The organism is Nonomuraea jabiensis, assembly GCF_014204795.1.
Lineage (GTDB): Bacteria > Actinomycetota > Actinomycetes > Streptosporangiales > Streptosporangiaceae > Nonomuraea > Nonomuraea jabiensis.
This window is the reverse complement of the sequence record NZ_JACHMB010000001.1, coordinates 8,041,336-8,056,908: the sequence shown is the minus strand read 5'-3', so window position 1 is coordinate 8,056,908 and position 15,573 is coordinate 8,041,336. Positions and strand designations below refer to the sequence as shown.

Annotated in this window: 17 protein-coding genes; 6 read left to right on the top strand and 11 right to left on the bottom strand. The window is 72.8% G+C overall.

Features of this window, described 5'->3' with window-relative positions; genetic code table 11:
* Positions 1 to 192 (bottom strand): DUF1918 domain-containing protein, encoded by a 192-nt coding sequence (locus HD596_RS36810; protein WP_185074096.1) that lies wholly within the window; start codon positions 190 to 192, stop codon positions 1 to 3.
* 131 nt (positions 193 to 323) lie between these two features.
* Between HD596_RS36810 and HD596_RS36805 the strand changes: the two genes are divergently transcribed.
* A complete protein-coding gene (locus HD596_RS36805) occupies positions 324 to 953 on the top strand; it encodes an HAD family hydrolase (protein ID WP_185074095.1) in 630 nt (209 codons plus the stop codon).
* On the opposite strand, the gene HD596_RS36800 is transcribed toward HD596_RS36805, so the two are convergent.
* On the bottom strand, positions 910 to 1,683 hold the full coding sequence (locus HD596_RS36800) for an aldo/keto reductase (RefSeq protein WP_221520957.1): 774 nt from the start codon (positions 1,681 to 1,683) through the stop codon (positions 910 to 912). The two genes, HD596_RS36805 and HD596_RS36800, sit on opposite strands and share 44 nt — an antisense overlap.
* Before the next feature lie 75 nt (positions 1,684 to 1,758).
* The gene (locus HD596_RS36795) at positions 1,759 to 2,583 is read right to left on the bottom strand and encodes a MurR/RpiR family transcriptional regulator (protein WP_185074093.1); all 825 of its coding nucleotides are present in this window, start codon (positions 2,581 to 2,583) and stop codon (positions 1,759 to 1,761) included.
* A 49-nt stretch (positions 2,584 to 2,632) separates the two neighbouring features.
* Here HD596_RS36795 and HD596_RS36790 point away from each other — a divergent pair, with 49 nt between their 5' ends.
* The 5 genes from HD596_RS36790 (at position 2,633) to HD596_RS36770 (ending at position 6,777) form a co-directional block, all read left to right on the top strand.
* Positions 2,633 to 3,463, top strand: coding sequence for an SDR family NAD(P)-dependent oxidoreductase (locus tag HD596_RS36790; protein ID WP_185074092.1), 831 nt, complete (start codon positions 2,633 to 2,635; stop codon positions 3,461 to 3,463).
* A gap of 9 nt (positions 3,464 to 3,472) precedes the next feature.
* On the top strand, positions 3,473 to 4,009 hold the full coding sequence (locus HD596_RS36785; RefSeq protein WP_185074091.1) for a GNAT family N-acetyltransferase: 537 nt from the start codon (positions 3,473 to 3,475) through the stop codon (positions 4,007 to 4,009).
* A gap of 54 nt (positions 4,010 to 4,063) precedes the next feature.
* On the top strand, positions 4,064 to 4,825 hold the full coding sequence (locus HD596_RS36780; protein ID WP_185074090.1) for an SDR family NAD(P)-dependent oxidoreductase: 762 nt from the start codon (positions 4,064 to 4,066) through the stop codon (positions 4,823 to 4,825).
* Between the two features lie 156 nt (positions 4,826 to 4,981).
* Positions 4,982 to 5,878 carry a helix-turn-helix transcriptional regulator gene (locus HD596_RS36775; RefSeq protein WP_185074089.1) on the top strand — a complete coding sequence of 299 codons (897 nt, stop codon included), beginning with the start codon at positions 4,982 to 4,984 and terminating at the stop codon, positions 5,876 to 5,878.
* Entirely contained in the window at positions 5,875 to 6,777 is a 903-nt protein-coding gene (locus tag HD596_RS36770; protein ID WP_185074088.1) for an SDR family NAD(P)-dependent oxidoreductase, read from the top strand. Before HD596_RS36775 ends, HD596_RS36770 begins: the two co-directional genes overlap by 4 nt.
* 34 nt (positions 6,778 to 6,811) lie before the next feature.
* Here HD596_RS36770 and HD596_RS36765 read toward each other — a convergent pair whose 3' ends face one another.
* From HD596_RS36765 to HD596_RS36730, 8 genes are read right to left on the bottom strand one after another with little or no spacing between them, the layout of a single operon-like run.
* On the bottom strand, positions 6,812 to 8,242 hold the full coding sequence (locus HD596_RS36765) for an aldehyde dehydrogenase family protein (RefSeq protein ID WP_185074087.1): 1,431 nt from the start codon (positions 8,240 to 8,242) through the stop codon (positions 6,812 to 6,814).
* Complete coding sequence (locus HD596_RS36760; protein WP_246555109.1) at positions 8,239 to 9,399, bottom strand: P1 family peptidase; 1,161 nt, start codon at positions 9,397 to 9,399, stop codon at positions 8,239 to 8,241. Before HD596_RS36760 ends, HD596_RS36765 begins: the two co-directional genes overlap by 4 nt.
* Entirely contained in the window at positions 9,399 to 10,571 is a 1,173-nt protein-coding gene (locus tag HD596_RS36755) for a M20 family metallopeptidase (RefSeq protein ID WP_246555107.1), read from the bottom strand. Before HD596_RS36755 ends, HD596_RS36760 begins: the two co-directional genes overlap by 1 nt.
* On the bottom strand, positions 10,568 to 11,368 hold the full coding sequence (locus HD596_RS36750) for an ATP-binding cassette domain-containing protein (protein ID WP_185074086.1): 801 nt from the start codon (positions 11,366 to 11,368) through the stop codon (positions 10,568 to 10,570). Before HD596_RS36750 ends, HD596_RS36755 begins: the two co-directional genes overlap by 4 nt.
* A complete protein-coding gene (locus tag HD596_RS36745) occupies positions 11,337 to 12,251 on the bottom strand; it encodes an ABC transporter ATP-binding protein (RefSeq protein WP_185074085.1) in 915 nt (304 codons plus the stop codon). The genes HD596_RS36750 and HD596_RS36745 overlap by 32 nt, the downstream gene beginning before the upstream one ends.
* Entirely contained in the window at positions 12,238 to 13,059 is an 822-nt protein-coding gene (locus HD596_RS36740) for an ABC transporter permease (protein WP_246555105.1), read from the bottom strand. Before HD596_RS36740 ends, HD596_RS36745 begins: the two co-directional genes overlap by 14 nt.
* A gap of 8 nt (positions 13,060 to 13,067) precedes the next feature.
* Positions 13,068 to 14,006 (bottom strand): ABC transporter permease, encoded by a 939-nt coding sequence (locus HD596_RS36735; RefSeq protein WP_185074083.1) that lies wholly within the window; start codon positions 14,004 to 14,006, stop codon positions 13,068 to 13,070.
* Positions 14,003 to 15,499 (bottom strand): ABC transporter substrate-binding protein, encoded by a 1,497-nt coding sequence (locus tag HD596_RS36730; RefSeq protein WP_185074082.1) that lies wholly within the window; start codon positions 15,497 to 15,499, stop codon positions 14,003 to 14,005. The genes HD596_RS36735 and HD596_RS36730 overlap by 4 nt, the downstream gene beginning before the upstream one ends.
* Positions 15,500 to 15,573 lie beyond the last annotated feature (74 nt).

The following is a 15,573-nucleotide window of genomic DNA, read 5'->3' as shown; positions in this document are numbered from 1 at the left end:
TCAGCCGGAGCCGGCGGGCTGGACCACCGCGTCGGGCCCCGGGAAGACGAGTTGCTCGTGCCCGTCCGCGAACCGCACGACGAACGGCGGCGCGCCGTTCTCGCCCCGGATCTCGATGATCTCGCCTACCCGGTCTCTCTGGCCGACGACTTTGCCGTGGACGATCAGGTGGTCACCGACGTTCGCACGCATGATGGATTCCTCTCAGCTGGTCTTGGGCAACTTTGAGGTTCCTTCCCACATTGCGCCCGCGGGGCCGTCCAGCAAAGGGCATGCCTTTCTCATGCCGCGCCGCAGTAGCGTCGAGGTGGGAGGAAATCTTCGTGAAGGTGATCGTCTTTGACGCGATGGGCGTCCTGTACCGGTACGGCAACGTCCAGGGCCGGGTGCTCATCCCGTACCTGCGGGCCCAGGGCTGCGCGGCGCCGGAGAAGGAGATCCGCGCGGCGTACCGGTCGGTGACGCTCGGGCGCACGACCACGGACGAGTTCTGGACGGCGCTCGGCCTGGCGGCGCGGGACGAGCACTACTGCCGGGAACACGAGCTCACGGACGGCACCCGCGAGGCCCTGGACGAGCTGGCGGGCGACGGGTTCGAGCTGGCGTGCCTGAGCAACGACGCGGCGGCGTGGTCGGCGATCCTGCGCCGCCGCTTCGGCCTGGACCGGCGCATCCGGCGCTGGTTCATCAGCTCGGACCTCGGGGCCCGCAAGCCCGACCCGGCGCCGTACGAGGCGGTGCTCGGCGAGCTGGGCGTGCCCGCCGAGGAGGTGCTGTTCGTGGACGACCGGCCGGTGAACCTGGCCCCGGCGCGCTCGCTGGGGATGCCCACCGTGCTGTTCCGCAGCGACGACACCGGGACCTCGCCCGAGCCCGGTGTCGGGAGCATGCCGGAGCTGGTCGCGGCCGTTAAGGCAGGAGCCCGTCCAGGGCGGCCAGGTCTCCGGGGGTGAGCTCGACGGCTGCCGCGTCCAGGTTCTCCTCCAGGTGGGCGAGCGACCCGGTGCCCGGCGTGGGCAGGATGACGGGCGAGTGGTGCAGCAGCCACGCCAGCGCCACCTGACCGGCGCTCGCCCCGTGCCGCCGCGCCGCCTCCGGCAGGCCGGCACCGGCCAGCGAGCCGTTGCCCAGGGGGAACCACGGCAGGAACGCCAGCCCGCGCGCCTCGCACGCCCGCAGCACCGGCGCGGACTCCCGCTCCAGCAGGTTGAAGCGGTTCTGCACCGAGGCGATCGCCGTGATCTCCAGCGCCCGCTCCAGCTCCTCCACGGTGACCGTGTCGAGGCCGATGTGCCGGATCTTGCCCTCCTGCCGCAGCTCGGCGAGCGTGCCGAGCTGGTCGGCCAGCGGCACCTCCGGGTCGATCCGGTGGAGCTGGTAGAGATCGACGGTGTCGGTCCTGAGCCGGCGCAGGCTCGCCTCGCACATGGCGCGCAGCCGCTCGGGCCGCCCGGAGACGTGCCAGACGTTGGGGCCCGTACGGACGACGCCGCCCTTGGTCGCCACCACCAGATCGTCCGGGTACGGGTGCAGCGCCCGCGCCACCAGCTCTTCGGCGAGGTCGGGCCCGTAGTTGTCGGCCGTGTCGACGAGCGTCACCCCGCGCTCCACGGCGCGGCGCAGGATCGCGACCGCCTCCTCCGGGTCGAGGCGCGGCCCCCAGTAACCGGGCCCGGTGAGCATGCCGGTGCCGTACCCGAGCCGGTTGACCCGCAGCTCGCCGGCGATGTCGAAAGTCTGGCTGATCACTGTGCCCTCTCAGTAGCTGTGGCTCGCCGTGACGGCGGCGGAGGCCGACACCGCCCGCTCGGCCGCGCCGCCGCGCAGCGCGAGCACGATCATGGACAGCGTGTCGACGATGGTGAGGTGGGCCAGGCGGCTGGCGACCGCCTCCATCCCGAGGACGAGGTCCTGCCCGCCGCCGACGAGCACCCAGGTGCTCTCCTCGGCCAGCGGCGAGCTGGCGTAGCTGGTGATCGCCACGACCCGCGCCCCGGCGGCGCGGGCGCGGCGGGCGGTGTCGACGGTGGAGCGGGTGGCCCCGCTGTGGCTGATCGCCAGGCAGACCGACGGCTCCGGCAGCAGCTCGGCGGCCAGGTGCGCGGTGAGCGGGTCGGGCGGCAGGTCCACCGGCAGGCCGAGGGCCCGCAGCCGGTAGGCGGCGTCGGCGGCGACCGCTCCCGACAGGCCGGTGGCGGCGAACAGCACCCGGGCGGCCCCGCTGAGCGCCTCGGCGGCGGCGCTCAGGTCGTCGCGCGACAGCGTGGCGGCCAGCCCGCCGAGCGCCTCCTGCGCCGCCCGCACGGTCGCGGCCAGCGGGTCGCGGTCGTCCTCGGGCTCGGGCGCCCGCGGCGCCTCGCGGGCGGAGGCGATCTTCAGCTCCTGGTAGCCGCCGAACCCGAGCCGCCGGCACGCCCGTACGACGGTGGACGCCGACGTGCCGGCCAGCCGCGCCACGTCGCTCACGCTCAGGTGGACGAGCCCGGCGCCCTGGTCGAGCACCACCTGCGCGACCCGCGCCTCGGCGTCGTGCAGGCCGGAGAGCCTGGCCCGCACGGTCGCCCTGAGGGAATTGCGTTCCATGGCGGAAGCGTAACAGAGAACGAAATTCCGCCTTGATACCGTGGTGGCCATGCGTCCCATGGAGCAGCGGACGATCCTCGTCACCGGCGCGACCGACGGGCTCGGCCGGGCGCTGGCCGCCGACCTGGCCGCGCGCGGCGCGACCGTCCTCGTGCACGGCCGCGACGACCGGCGCGGCCACGACACGCTGGAGGAGATCCGGGCCGCCGTCCCCGCCGCCCGGCTGCACTGGTACCGCGCCGACCTGGCCTCGCTCGACGAGGTACGCGAGCTCGCGCAGGCGGTCTCGGCCGACCACAAGGACCTCGACACGCTGGTGAACAACGCGGGGATCGGCACGACCGTGCCGGGCGGCGGGGTGCGGCAGGAGAGCGCGGACGGCCACGAGCTGCGTTTCGCGGTCAACTACCTGGCCGGCTACCTGCTCACCCGGCTCCTGCTGCCGGTGCTGCGCGAGTCGGCCCCGTCCAGGATCGTCAACGTCAGCAGCCTCGGCCAGGCCCCGATCGACTTCGGCGACGTCATGCTGGCCGCCGGCTACAGCGGGGTGCGCGCGTACTGCCAGAGCAAGCTCGCGCAGGTGATGTTCACCGTGGACCTGGCCGAGGAACTGGCGGGCACCGGGGTCACCGTCAACGCCCTGCACCCGGCCACCTACATGCCGACCAAGATGGTCGCCACGCCGACCAGCGAGCTGCGGGAGGGCGTGGAGGCCACGTCGCGGCTGGTCACCGACCCCGAGCTCGACGAGGTGTCCGGGCGCTTCTTCGACGGCCTGCGGCCCTCGCAGGCGCTGGAGCAGGCGTACGACGCCGAAGCCCGGGCCCGGCTGCGCGAGCTGTCGGAAAACCTGTCGAAGGCACGGCCACCGGCTCACTAGCGTTTGCCGGTGCACATCTATCTGGAGACCGGACGGCTGATCCTGCGCCGCTTCACCGAGTCCGACGCCGACGACCTCTTCGCCCTCCACAACGACCCCGAGGTCATGGAGTTCCTCAACGGCGGCAAGCCCACGCCGCGCGAGGTGATCGTCGGGGAGACGCTGCCCAGGTTCATCGATTCGGGTTTCTTCGCGGCCGTCGAGAAGCCGTCCGGGGCGTTCCTCGGCTGGTTCCACCTGCGCGCGCCCGAGGGCGGGCCGGACGACGAGCCGGAGCTGGGCTACCGGCTGCACAAGTCGGCCTGGGGCAAGGGGTACGCGACCGAGGGCTCGCTCGCGCTGATCGACAAGGCGTTCCGGGAGCTGGGCGCGCGCCGGGTCTTCGCCCAGACCATGGCCGTCAACGTGCGCTCGCGGCGGGTCATGGAGAAGTGCGGGCTGCGCTTCGTCCGCACGTTCCACCTGGAGTGGGAGGACCCGCTGCCGGGGACCGAGCACGGCGAGGTGGAGTACGAGCTGACGCGCGCCGAATGGGAGGCGCGCTGACGCGCTGACCCCCAACCTGGTGCACTGGTCGGACCAGTCGCTAGGGTGCCTCGTATGGGATATGACGCGCTGTTCCGCCTGGATGGGCGGCGGGCCGTGGTGATCGGGGCGGGGAGCGGGATCGGCCGGGAGGCGGCGCTGGCGCTGGCCGCCCACGGGGCTTCCGTGGTGTGCGCCGACCGCGACCTGGCCTCGGCCGAGGAGACCGCCGCCGCGTGCGGCGGCGACGCCCGGCTGCTCGACGTGCTGGACGCCGCCGAGGTGCGGAGGGCCGCCGGGGAGGAGCCCGCCGACGTGCTGGTGTTCACGGCCGCCACGAACGTCCGCAAGCGGCTGCTCGACTACTCCGGCGAGGAGTTCGACCGGGTGGTGGGGCTGAACCTGCGGGCCTCGTTCGACGTGGTGCGGGCCTTCGGTGCGGGCATGGTCGAGCGGGGGCGCGGGTCGATCATCGGGTTCGCCTCGATCCGCGCGTCCGTGACCGAGCCGGGGCAGGGCGTCTACTCGGCCACGAAGGCGGGCCTGGTGCAGCTGCTGCGGACGGCGGCGGCCGAGTTCGGGCCGCACGGGGTGCGGGTGAACGCCATCGCGCCCGGCGTCGTGGAGACGCCGCTGACCAGGCAGATCAAGGACAATCCCGACTGGTACGCCGCGTACGCGAACAAGAGCGCGCTCGGCCGGTGGGCGACGGCGCAGGAGATGGCCGGCGCGGTGGTCTACCTGGCCGGCGACGCGGCCAGCTTCGTGACCGGCTCGGTCCTGTACGTCGACGGCGGCTGGACGGCCGTGGACGGCCGCTTCGACCCGCCCAACTAGGCCCGTCGGGGCGTCCGTCCCCCTTCACCGGTGCCGGCGAGGGGGCGATCCGGGACCTGGGCATGGCGTTGACCTGCGGGGGCAGCAGCTTCCTAGGACAAGGCGACCCCCCTACCGGGCCGGTGGCAGGGCGGCGGCGCAGGCAGGATGAAAGACATGGCACGCAATCAGGAACTGAGCGAGTTTCTGCGCCGCTGCCGTGCCCGGATCAGCCCGGAGTCGGCAGGACTGCCCCAGCGCGGCGCCTACCGGCGCGTGCCCGGCCTGCGGCGGGAAGAGGTCGCCCAGCTCGCCGGGGTGAGCACCGATTACTACACGCGTCTGGAGCAGGGCCGCCAGATCAGCCCATCGCCGAGCGTGCTGGAGGCGGTCGCCGCGGCGCTGCGGCTGGACGACGCCGAGCGCGCCCACCTGTCCGACCTGGTACGGCCGCAGACGGGCCGGGTCCGCCGCGCCCCGCCCGTGGTCCAGCGGGTCCGGCCGGGCCTGCGCCGCTTCCTGGACTCCTTCACCGACCAGGCGGGGTTCATCCTCGGCCGACGGGGAGACGTCCTGGCCACCAATCACCTGTGCCGGGTGCTGATGGCCGACTTCGACGCCATGCCCTTCCGGGAGCGCAACCTGACCCGCTGGATCATCCTGGACCCGGCCGCCCGCGAGCTTTACATGGACTGGGAGCAGATCGCCTCGGAGATGACGGCGATCTTGCGGCTGGACGCCGGCCGCCACCCCGACGACACCCGCACCGCCGAACTGGTCGGCGAGTTGTCGATGAAGAGCGATCACTTCCGCCGCTGGTGGGCCGACCACAAGGTGCTGGACCGCACCTTCGGCCACAAACGCTTCCGTCACCCGGTCGTCGGGCCGGTGTCCATCGACTACCAGGCCTTCACCATGCCCGGTGAGGACGACCAGACGCTGTTTCTCTATCTGCCCGCCCAGGATCAGGCATCCCAGGACGCCTGGAGGCTTCTGGCCAGTTGGAGCGCTGATCCCGCCACCGGCGGAGCGGGCGCCGACAACGCGGTACCTACCGACAGGAGCACCTCATGAGCACCACCCGCGGCCGGCCCGGCCACGACCGTTCCACGCGCCCGCTGGCGCTGGTCACCGGGGCGTCGTCCGGTATCGGCTACCAGCTCGCCCTGCTGTTCGCCCGTGACGGCTACGACCTGGTCGCCACCGGCCACAGCGACAGGATCCACCGCATCGCCGACGACTTCGCGCGATACGGCGCCCAGGTGGTGCCGGTGCAGGCCGACCTGGCCGACCGCGACGGCGTGCGAGCCGTCTGGCAGGCGGTCCAGGACACCGGCCGGCGACTGGAGGCGGCCGTGCTGAACGCCGGGCGCAGCCTGGGCGGCGCGTTCCTCGACACCGACCTGGACGACGAGCTCGACCTCATCGCCCTCAACGCCACCTCCGTCGTCACCCTGGCCAAGCCCGTCGTGCGGCACATGGCCGAGCACGGCACCGGCAGGATCCTCATCACCTCGTCCATCTCCGCGACGACCCCGACCCCGTACGAGACCGTGTACGGGCCCACGCGGGCCTTCACCTACATGTTCGCCGAGTCGCTGCGTCAGGAACTGAAGGATCGCGCCCCAGGCGTCACCGTGACCGTGCTGCTGCCCGGCGCGACCGACAGCGACTTCCACGCCCGCGCCGGCATGAACGACACCCGGCTGGGCCCCGGCGCGCGGAAGAACAGCCGCGTCCAGGTCGCCGCCCAGGGCTTTCGCGCCCTGATGGCCGGCAAGGACGCCGTGGTCGGCGGTGACCTGGCCACCAAGCTCACCAGGCTGGCCAACCGCATCCTGCCCGAGCCCTTCAAGGCCGCCCGCCAAGCCCGCCTCACCCGCCCCCACGACGCCCCCGCCCGGCGCCCCAGGCCCGCCACCCGTACCGGTCAGGCAGAGAAGAGGCCGTCGAAGGCCTCGGGACGGTTGTAGCCGTCGGGATCGGCGACCGTCGCCCCGGCACCGGCTAGGCGGGCCGGATGATCGCCATCCTGGTCACCGTCAGCTCCTCGATGGCGAAGCGGGGCCCCTCGCGCCCGATCCCGGAGTCCTTCACGCCGCCGTACGGCATGTTGTCCGCCCGGAACCCCGGCACCTCGTTGACCACCACTCCCCCGGCCTCGATCCGCTCGATGGCCGCGAACGCCGTGGCCAGCGACCGGGTGAACACCGAGGCGTGCAGGCCGTACCTCGACTCGTTGACGGCGGCGAAGGCGGCGTCGAGGTCGGGCACCGGGCGCACGCACACCACCGGCCCGAAGATCTCCTCGTCCCAGGCGGCGGCCCCGTCACCGACGCCCGCGAGCACGGTCGGCGCGATGGCCCGGCCGTCGCGGTGCCCGCCCGTGACCGTCTCGCCCCCCGATTCGGCGATCCACTCCAGCACGCGGTCCGTGGCGGCCTCGTCGATGAGCGGGGCGACGCGGGTCTCCGGCAGGCGGGGGTCGCCGACCGTGACGTTCTTGACGCGGTCGGCCAGCAGGGACACGAACTGCTCGCGTACGGGCTCCTCGACCAGTACCCGCTGGACGGAGATGCACGCCTGGCCGGAGGCGTAGTAACCGCCGCGCACGACCGCGTCGGCGGCGGCCTCCAGGTCGGCGTCGGCCGCCACGACGAGTGCCGCGTTCGACCCCAGCTCCAGCAGGACCTTGGTGGGGGCGGCGTTGCGGGCGATGGCGTGCCCGGCGGCGGCCGAGCCGGTGAACGAGACGGCGCCGATCCGCCGGTCCTCCACCAGCGTCCTGCCGACCTCGACGTCCCCGGTGACGAGCTGCACGGCGGCCGGGGGGAGCGCGTCCGCCGACCGGATGAGGTGCACGAGCCAGAGCGTGGCCAGCGGGGTCGCGGGCGCGGGCTTGACGATCACGGGGCAGCCCGCCGCCACGGCCGGGGCGATCTTGTGGGCGGCGAGGAGCAGCGGATAGTTGAAGCCGGTGATCCCGACGACCACGCCGATCGGGCGGCGCGTCCAGAACCCCACCAGCCCCTCGCCCGAGGGCAGCAGGTCGAGCGGCACGGTCTCGCCGTGCAGCCTGGCGACCTCCTCGGCGGCCGTGGCCAGCGTGACGAGCGTCCTGGCGACCTCGACCTTGCAGTCGACCAGGGGTTTGCCGGTCTCGAGGACGAGCAGCCGCTCGAACTCCTCCCGGTTGGCGGCGAGCGCGTCGTGGGCCTTCATGAGGGCGGCGCGGCGGGCGTGCGACGGGAGCGCCGCCATGGCGGGCGCCACGGCCAGGGCCGCGTCCACGGCCCGCCGGGCGAGGCCGGCGTCGCCCCTCGGGGCGGTGGCCACGAGAGAGCCGTCGTACGGGAAGGTGACGTCGTCGGTCTGCGCCGTCTCCACCCATCCGTCGCCGATGGGCAGGCCGGACGGCCATGCGATGTCGATGCTCATGTCTGCTTCCGTTGGGCGCTGGGGAACACGTCGAGGTAGGCGGGCGCGTCCTCGTGGCCGGTGGCGGCGAGGACGGCGTGCGCGATGGCACGGCTGAACACGTCGGCCGCCGCCGCCAGGACCTCCTGCAGGGTGTCGTGGTCGGGCTCGGGGCCGGCGCAGGTGGCCAGGCCGAAGATCGTGTCGCCGTCGGTCATGGTGTGGGCCGGCCTGATCGCCCGGGCCAGGCCGTCGTGGGCGACCGCGGCGAGCTTGCCGCACTGGGCCTTGGTGAGGGTGAGGTCGGTGGCCACCACGCCGATGGTGGTGTTGAAGGAGGGGGCGTTCTGCGGGCGCCAGGCGTCGATCTCGGCCTGCAGCGGGGGCTGGAGGTGGTCGAACTCGCCCGGCAGGCCGTACCTGGCGCCGGCGAGGGTGCCGTCCCGGGGGTCGAGGACCGAGCCTACGGGGTTGGCGACGACCAGGGCCGCCACGGTGGCGCCGCCGGGCAGGACGACGCTCGCCGTCCCCACCCCTCCGGCCAGCCCCCCGGCCCGCGCCCCGACCCCGGCCCCGACCGACCCACTCCCCACCCCACCGTCGAGCGACCAGCCGGGCGCGTCCGTCCCGCCATCCGGCGACCCGCCGGGCGCGCCCGTCCCGCCGTTCGGCGATCCCGTCCCGCTTCTCCCCCAAGGGACCCCCGCCACGGACGGCGGAAGAGCAACCGCCCCGCCGTCCGTGGCTACGGTCCCTTGGCAGGCGGCGTCGTAGGCGGCGGTGCCGAAGGTGGCGTCCGGGACGGCGCGGAACGTGCCACCGCGCCCCAGGTCGAAGATGACCGCCGCCGGCACGATGGGCACCACCCCGCCGGCCACCGGGTACCCGATGCCCGCGTCCGCCAGCCGCTCCACCACCCCACACGCCGCCGACAGCCCGTACGCGCTCCCGCCCGTCAGCACCACGGCATGCACGCGCGACACCAGGTTGCGCGGATCCAGCAGCTCGGTCTCGCGGGTCCCGGGAGCGGCCCCCCGCACGTCCACCCCCGCCACGGCCCCCGAAGGCGGGGCCAGGACGACGGTGGTGCCCGTGCGGTAACCGCCGCCGACCCGCTGCGCGTGGCCGACCCGGAGCCCGGCCACGTCCATCAGCGAGTTGGAGGGTCCAGGAAGCATCAGAAGTCCCCGCTGAGGAAGCGCCGGGCCGCCTCGGCGAACACTCGGGTGCACTGGACGATCTCGGCCACCTCCACGAACTCGTCCGCCTGGTGCGCGATCCACTTCCCGCCCGGCCCGTACACCACGGACGGGATCCCGCCCCAGTGCGTCAGCACGGTCCCGTCCGTCGACCCCGGCACCCCGCCGTAGACGGGCTCCGAGCCGGTGACGGTACGGTGGGCGGCGGCCAGCGCGGCCACCACCGGGTCCGACACGGGCACGTCCACCGGCGGCCGGTCCACCAGCACCGACACCTCGGCGGCGATCCCGTCGTAGGAGGCGAGCGCGGCCACCCGGTCGGCGATCAGCTTGTGCTCGACCCCGGGGATCGTCCGCACGTCCACGAACACCGAGGCGGCCGCCGGGATCACGTTCACCTGTTCCTCGGAGCCGGCCCGCAGCACGGTCGGCGTCACGTACACCTCGCCGAGGTGCTCGTGCGCCGGGTGCCGGCCCTGCAGCTCCTCCTGCAGCGACCCCAGCCCCACCAGCAGCGAGCCCACGGCGGGGAGGGGGTTGCGGCCGTGCTGCGGCATGGCGCCGTGCGCCATCTTGCCGGCGAAGTCGACGCGCAGCCGCAGCGCGCCCTTGGCCACCGCGCAGATCTCGCCCGCCTCGGGCTCGGCGACGATCGCGCCGTCCACGTCGGCGGTCAGCCCCTCGGAGACGAAGTGGTGCGCGCCGATCATGAGACCTTCCTCGTCGGCCAGCGCGCACACCTTGATCCGCCCGGGGAACGGTCCAGCCAGCTGCAGGGCGCGGGTGGCGTAGAGGGTGGCGGCCAGGCCGGACTTCATGTCCGCGCTGCCCCGCCCCCACAGCCTCCCGTCACGGATCTCCCCGCCGAACGGGTCCACGGTCCAGGTGGACAGGTCGCCCTCGGTCACCACGTCCGTGTGGCCCTCGAACATCAGGGTCGGCCCGGGACCGCCGCCGCCCTCGACCACGGCCACCACGTTCGGCCGGTCCGGCTCCACCTCGTACACGGTGTGCTCCCAGCCCCACTCCCGCATCTTGGCGGCCACCAGCTCGGCGGCGGCCCGCTCCCGCCGGCCGGGGTCGTTGGTGCTGGGGATCCGCACCAGCGCCTGGGTGAACCCCACCACTCCGTCGGCATCGACGTCGATCAAAGCAATCCCTCCAGAGTCGGTACGGCCTGCAGCAACGTACGCGTGTAGGCGTGGGCGGGCGCGGCCCAGACCTCGTCCACCGGCCCGCTCTCCACGATCTCCCCACGGCTCATGACCGCGACCGTCTCGCACACGTGCCGCACCACGGACAGATCGTGCGAGACGAACACGAGCGTGAGCCCCAGCTCGTCCACGAGGTCGGCCAGCAGGTTGAGTATCTGCCCGCGCACGGACACGTCCAGGGCGCTCACCGGCTCGTCGGCGACCAGCACCTTCGGCCGGGGCGCGAGCGCGCGGGCGATGGCGATGCGCTGGCGCTGGCCGCCGGAGAACTGGTGCGGGTAGCGTTCGGCGGACGAGGCGGGCAGCCCGACCGCCTCCAGCAGCTCGCTCACGCGGTCGCCGGCCGGCAGGCCGAGCGCGACGAGCGGCTCGGCGACCAGGTCCCGGACGCGCATGCGGGGGTCGAGCGAGCTCATCGGGTCCTGGAAGACGATCTGCAGGTTCTCCCGCAGGAAGCGCAGCCGCCGCTCCGGCCGGCCGGTGATCTCCTGCCCGTCGAACCGGATGGACCCGCCGGTCGGCTGGTCGAGCCCGCAGAGCAGGCGCAGCAGCGTCGACTTGCCGGAGCCGGACTCGCCGACGATGCCGTACCGCTCGCCCCGGCCCACCGTGAGCGAGACGTCCCTGAGCGCGTGCACGGCGGCGCCGGGCCTGGTGAGCGAGGTGCGGGGCCGGTGGTAGACGCGGCTCAGGTCGCGGGCCTCAATCAGCGGGGTGCCAGCATGCGTGGGCATGGCCGTCTCCTGTCAGCGCGGGTACGGTCTCGCACTCGGGGGTGGCGTGCGGGCAGCGGTTGCGGAAGACGCAGCCGCCGGGGAACTGCCCGGCCGGCGGGACGCTGCCCTTGATGGTGGGCAGCCGGGTGCCGCGCGGGGTGAGCCTGGAGGCGGCCAGCAGGCCCTCGGTGTAGCGGTGGCGGGGCCGGGTGAAGACCTCGCGGATGGGGCCGCTCTCGACGACGCGTCCCCCGTACATGACCAGGACCCGCTCGCACACCGACGCCACGACGGCGAGGTCGTGGGTGATGAACAGCAGCGCGGGCGCGACCTCGGCGATCAGCTCCAGCATCTGCTTCTGCACGGTGACGTCGAGCGCCGTGGTGGGCTCGTCGCAGATGAGCAGGCTCGGCCCGTTGGCCAGGGCGATGGCGAGCATGACGCGCTGGCGCTGGCCGCCGGAGAGCTGGTGCGGGTACGCGCGGGCGATCTGCGCAGGTTCGGGCAGGCGGACGCGTTCCAGCAGGTCGAGCGCCTTCTCCCGGGCCTGCGCGCGCGGCGTGCCGTGCAGGGTCATGACCTCGGCGACCTGGGCGCCGATGCGCATGAGCGGGTTGAGCGCGGTCATGGGCTCCTGGAAGACCATGGAGACCTCCTGGCCGCGCAGCCGCTTCAGCCGGCTCTCGGGCACGCCGACCAGGTCGTTCGCGCCCATCGTGGCCGTGCCCGAGGCGGTGACGCCCTCGGGGAGCAGGCCCATGAGCGACAGCGCGGTCAGCGACTTGCCGGACCCGGACTCGCCGATCAGCCCGACCCGCTCGCCGGGCCCGATCGCGAACGACACCTCGTGTACGAGCTCCAGCGAGCCGGCCCGTACCGTCAGCCCCTCAACCTTCAGCACGGACCCTCCTGAGCTTCGGATCGAGGTAGTCGCGCAGGCCGTCCCCGAGGAGGTTGAAGCCGAGCACCGCGAGCGCGATCGCCAGGCCGGGCCAGAGCGCCAGGCGCGGGGTCGAGAACAGCAGCTCCTGCGACTCCTGCAGCATCCGCCCCCACGACGGGACGGGCGGGCGGGTGCCGAAGCCGAGGAACGACAGCGCCGCCTCGGCCAGGATCGCGATCGCGAACGACACCGACGCCTGGACGATGAGCACGGAGCCGATGTTCGGCAGCACGTGGCGCATCGCGATGGCCGGGCGGCGCCGCCCGGCGGCCCTGGCGGCCAGGATGTAGTCGGTCACCATGACCTGGAGGGTGGCGGCGCGGGCCACCCGGGCGAACGCGGGCACGGTGGCCACGCCGATCGCGATCATCGCGGTGAGCGTGCCCGGCCCGTAGACGGCGCCGAGCATGACGGCCAGCAGCAGCGCCGGGAACGCGAACACCAGGTCGTTGACCCGCATGATCAGCTCGGAGAGCCAGCCGCGCGGCGTCATCCCGGCGATCATGCCGAGCGGCGTGCCGATGACGGCGGCGATGCCGACGGCCACGATGCCCACGTAGAGCGTGGTCCGGGCGCCGACCATGAGCTGGCTGAAGGTGTCGCGGCCGAACTTGTCGGCCCCCAGCAGGTAGCCGCCGCCCGGCTGCCGCAACTTGCGCGCCGCGTCCACGAGCGTCGGGTCGTGCGGCGTCCAGAAGAACGACACCACCGCCGCCAGGGCCACGAGCCCGACGAGCACGCCGCCGACCAGCAGCCCGGCGTTCATCCGGCCCTTCATCGCAGCCTCGGATCGAGCACGCGGTAGGCCACGTCCACCACGAAGTTGATCAGCAGGACGGCCGCCACCAGCACCATCACCACACCTTGGACGAGCAGCAGGTCACGCCCGGCGACGCCGTTGAGCAGCAGGTCGCCGAGCCCGGGGATGACGAAGACCCGCTCGACCACGACCGCGCCGATCAGCAGCGTGGCCAGTTGCAGGCCGAGTACGGTGACGACGGGGATCGAGGCGTTGCGCAGGCCGTGCCGCCACAGGGCGCCGGTGCTGCCCCGGCCCTTGGCGCGGGCCGTGCGCAGGTAGTCCTCGCGCATCACGTCGAGCACGGCGCTGCGCACGTACCGGGTCAGGACCGCGCCCTGCACGAGGCCGAGCGACAGCCACGGCAGCAGCAGGCTGAGCAGCCACTGCGCCGGGTCCTCGGCGATCGGCACGTAGCCGCCGGACGGCAGCACCTGGGCCTGCACCGCGAACACGAACACCAGCAGGATGCCCGCCAGGAACGCCGGGATCGCGATGCCGACCTGGCTGAGCGCGCTGATGGCCGCCCCGAGCGGGTTGCGGTGGTGCACGGCCGCGAACGTGCCGAGCGGAACCGCGATGACCAGCGCCACGACCATCCCGCCGAGCACCAGCACGGCCGTGACGCCGAGCCGGTCGCTGATCTGCGGGCCGATGGGCGAGCTGGTCACGTACGAGGTGCCGAAGTCGCCGTGCAGGAGCCCGCCGAACCAGTCGAAGAACTGCACCACGGGCGGCCGGTCGGTGCCGAACTGCTTGCGCAGCGCCGCCACCGCGTCGGGCGTGGCGTTCACGCCGAGCGCGACCTCCGCCGGGTCGCCGGGCAGCAGCGCCATGAACGCGAACACCACCACGCCCGCCACGGCGGTGCTCGCGACGAGCACCGCCAGGCGTTTGATCAGGTAAAGCGTCACTGCTGCTTGGAGAGCGCGGTGAAGTCGAAGGACTCCGCGATGGCGTTCTTCGGCAGCCCGGTGACGCCCTTCTTCGCCACGATCAGGTTGGGGAAGAGGAAGAGCCAGTCGGCGGCCGCGTCGTCGGACAGCAGCTTGGCGGCCTTCTTCAGGTCGTCGGTCTGCTGCTGTTCGGTGCCCTCGTCGGCGGAGGCGAGGAGCTTGCCGAACTCGGGGTTGTCGTAACGGAAGTAGTACGACTTGTCGGCAAATATGCCCATGTCGCGGGGTTCGACGTGGTTGATGATGGACAGGTCGTAGTCGCCCTGCTTGAACACCACGTCCAGCCAGCGGGCCGGGAACTCCAGGGGCTCGATGTCGGCGGTGATCCCCACCTGCGCGAGCTGCGACTTGACGACCTGGGCGCTGGCCACCGCGTAGGGCAGGTTGGGGATGCGCATCTTGACGTTGAGCGTCTTGCCGCCGAGCAGCTCCTTGGCCTTGGCCGGGTCGTACGGGTAGTCGCCGGTGCGGTCCTCGTACCAGGGGTCGGTGGGCGGCACCATCGAGCCGATCAGCTGGCCGCGCCCGGCCCAGGCGGTCTCCAGCAGCGCCTTGTGGTCGATCGCGTAGCGGACGGCCTGCCTGGCCTTCTTGTCGTTGAACGGCGGGCGGCTGTTGTTCATGGACAGCACGACCTCGCCGTTCGTGGTGCCCTCGACCGTCTGGAAGCGGTTGGGGTCGGCGAACTGCTGCAGCGACTCGGGCGCCTGCACGGCGGAGATGACGTCGATGCCGCCGGTCAGCAGCGCGTTGTTCATCGCCGTGGCGTCCTTGAAGTACTTCAGCGTGATCGACGACAGCGCCGGCTTCGTACCCCAGTAGGAGGCGTTGGAGTTGAGCTGGATGGAGTCGCCACGCCGCCAGGAGCCGAGCGTGTACGGGCCGGTGCCGACGGGCTTGTTGGCCAGGTCGGCGACCCCGGTGCGGCTGAACATGGCGCCGAGCCTGGTGGCCATCGAGTAGAGGAAGCCGTTGCTCGGCTTCTTGAGCGTGACGACGGCGGTGGAGTCGTCCTTCTTCTCCACCTTGTCGACGACGTCGAGCTGCGACTTGATCTTGAGCTTCCAGTCCGACTTCACCCGGTCGAGCGAGAACACCACGTCGTCGGCCGTGAACGGCGCGCCGCTGCTGAACTTGACGTCCTTGCGCAGGCTGAAGGTGTAGGTCTTGCGGTCGGGCGAGACGTCCCACTTCTCGGCGAGCAGCGGCACGATCTTGCCGTCCTGGTCGAGCTTGACCAGGCCCTCGTAGACGTTGACCAGCAGCGCCTGCGGGATGGCGGCGCCCTCCGTCGAGGTGAAGTCGAGGTTCGCGGGCTCGGCCACGAATCCGACGGAGAGGGTCTGGGTCTTGGGGGCGCCCGCACCGCCGCCGCCGCTGGAGGTGCCGCCGCAGGCGGCCGTGCCCAGCAGGAGACCGCCGGCGGCGATCCAGATTCCGATTCGCCTCATGTCTTACTGCCTCCTGGCTAGTGCACTGGTCGGACCAGTAGGCTACGCACATTGCCAGTCGACGGCAGCTCGGG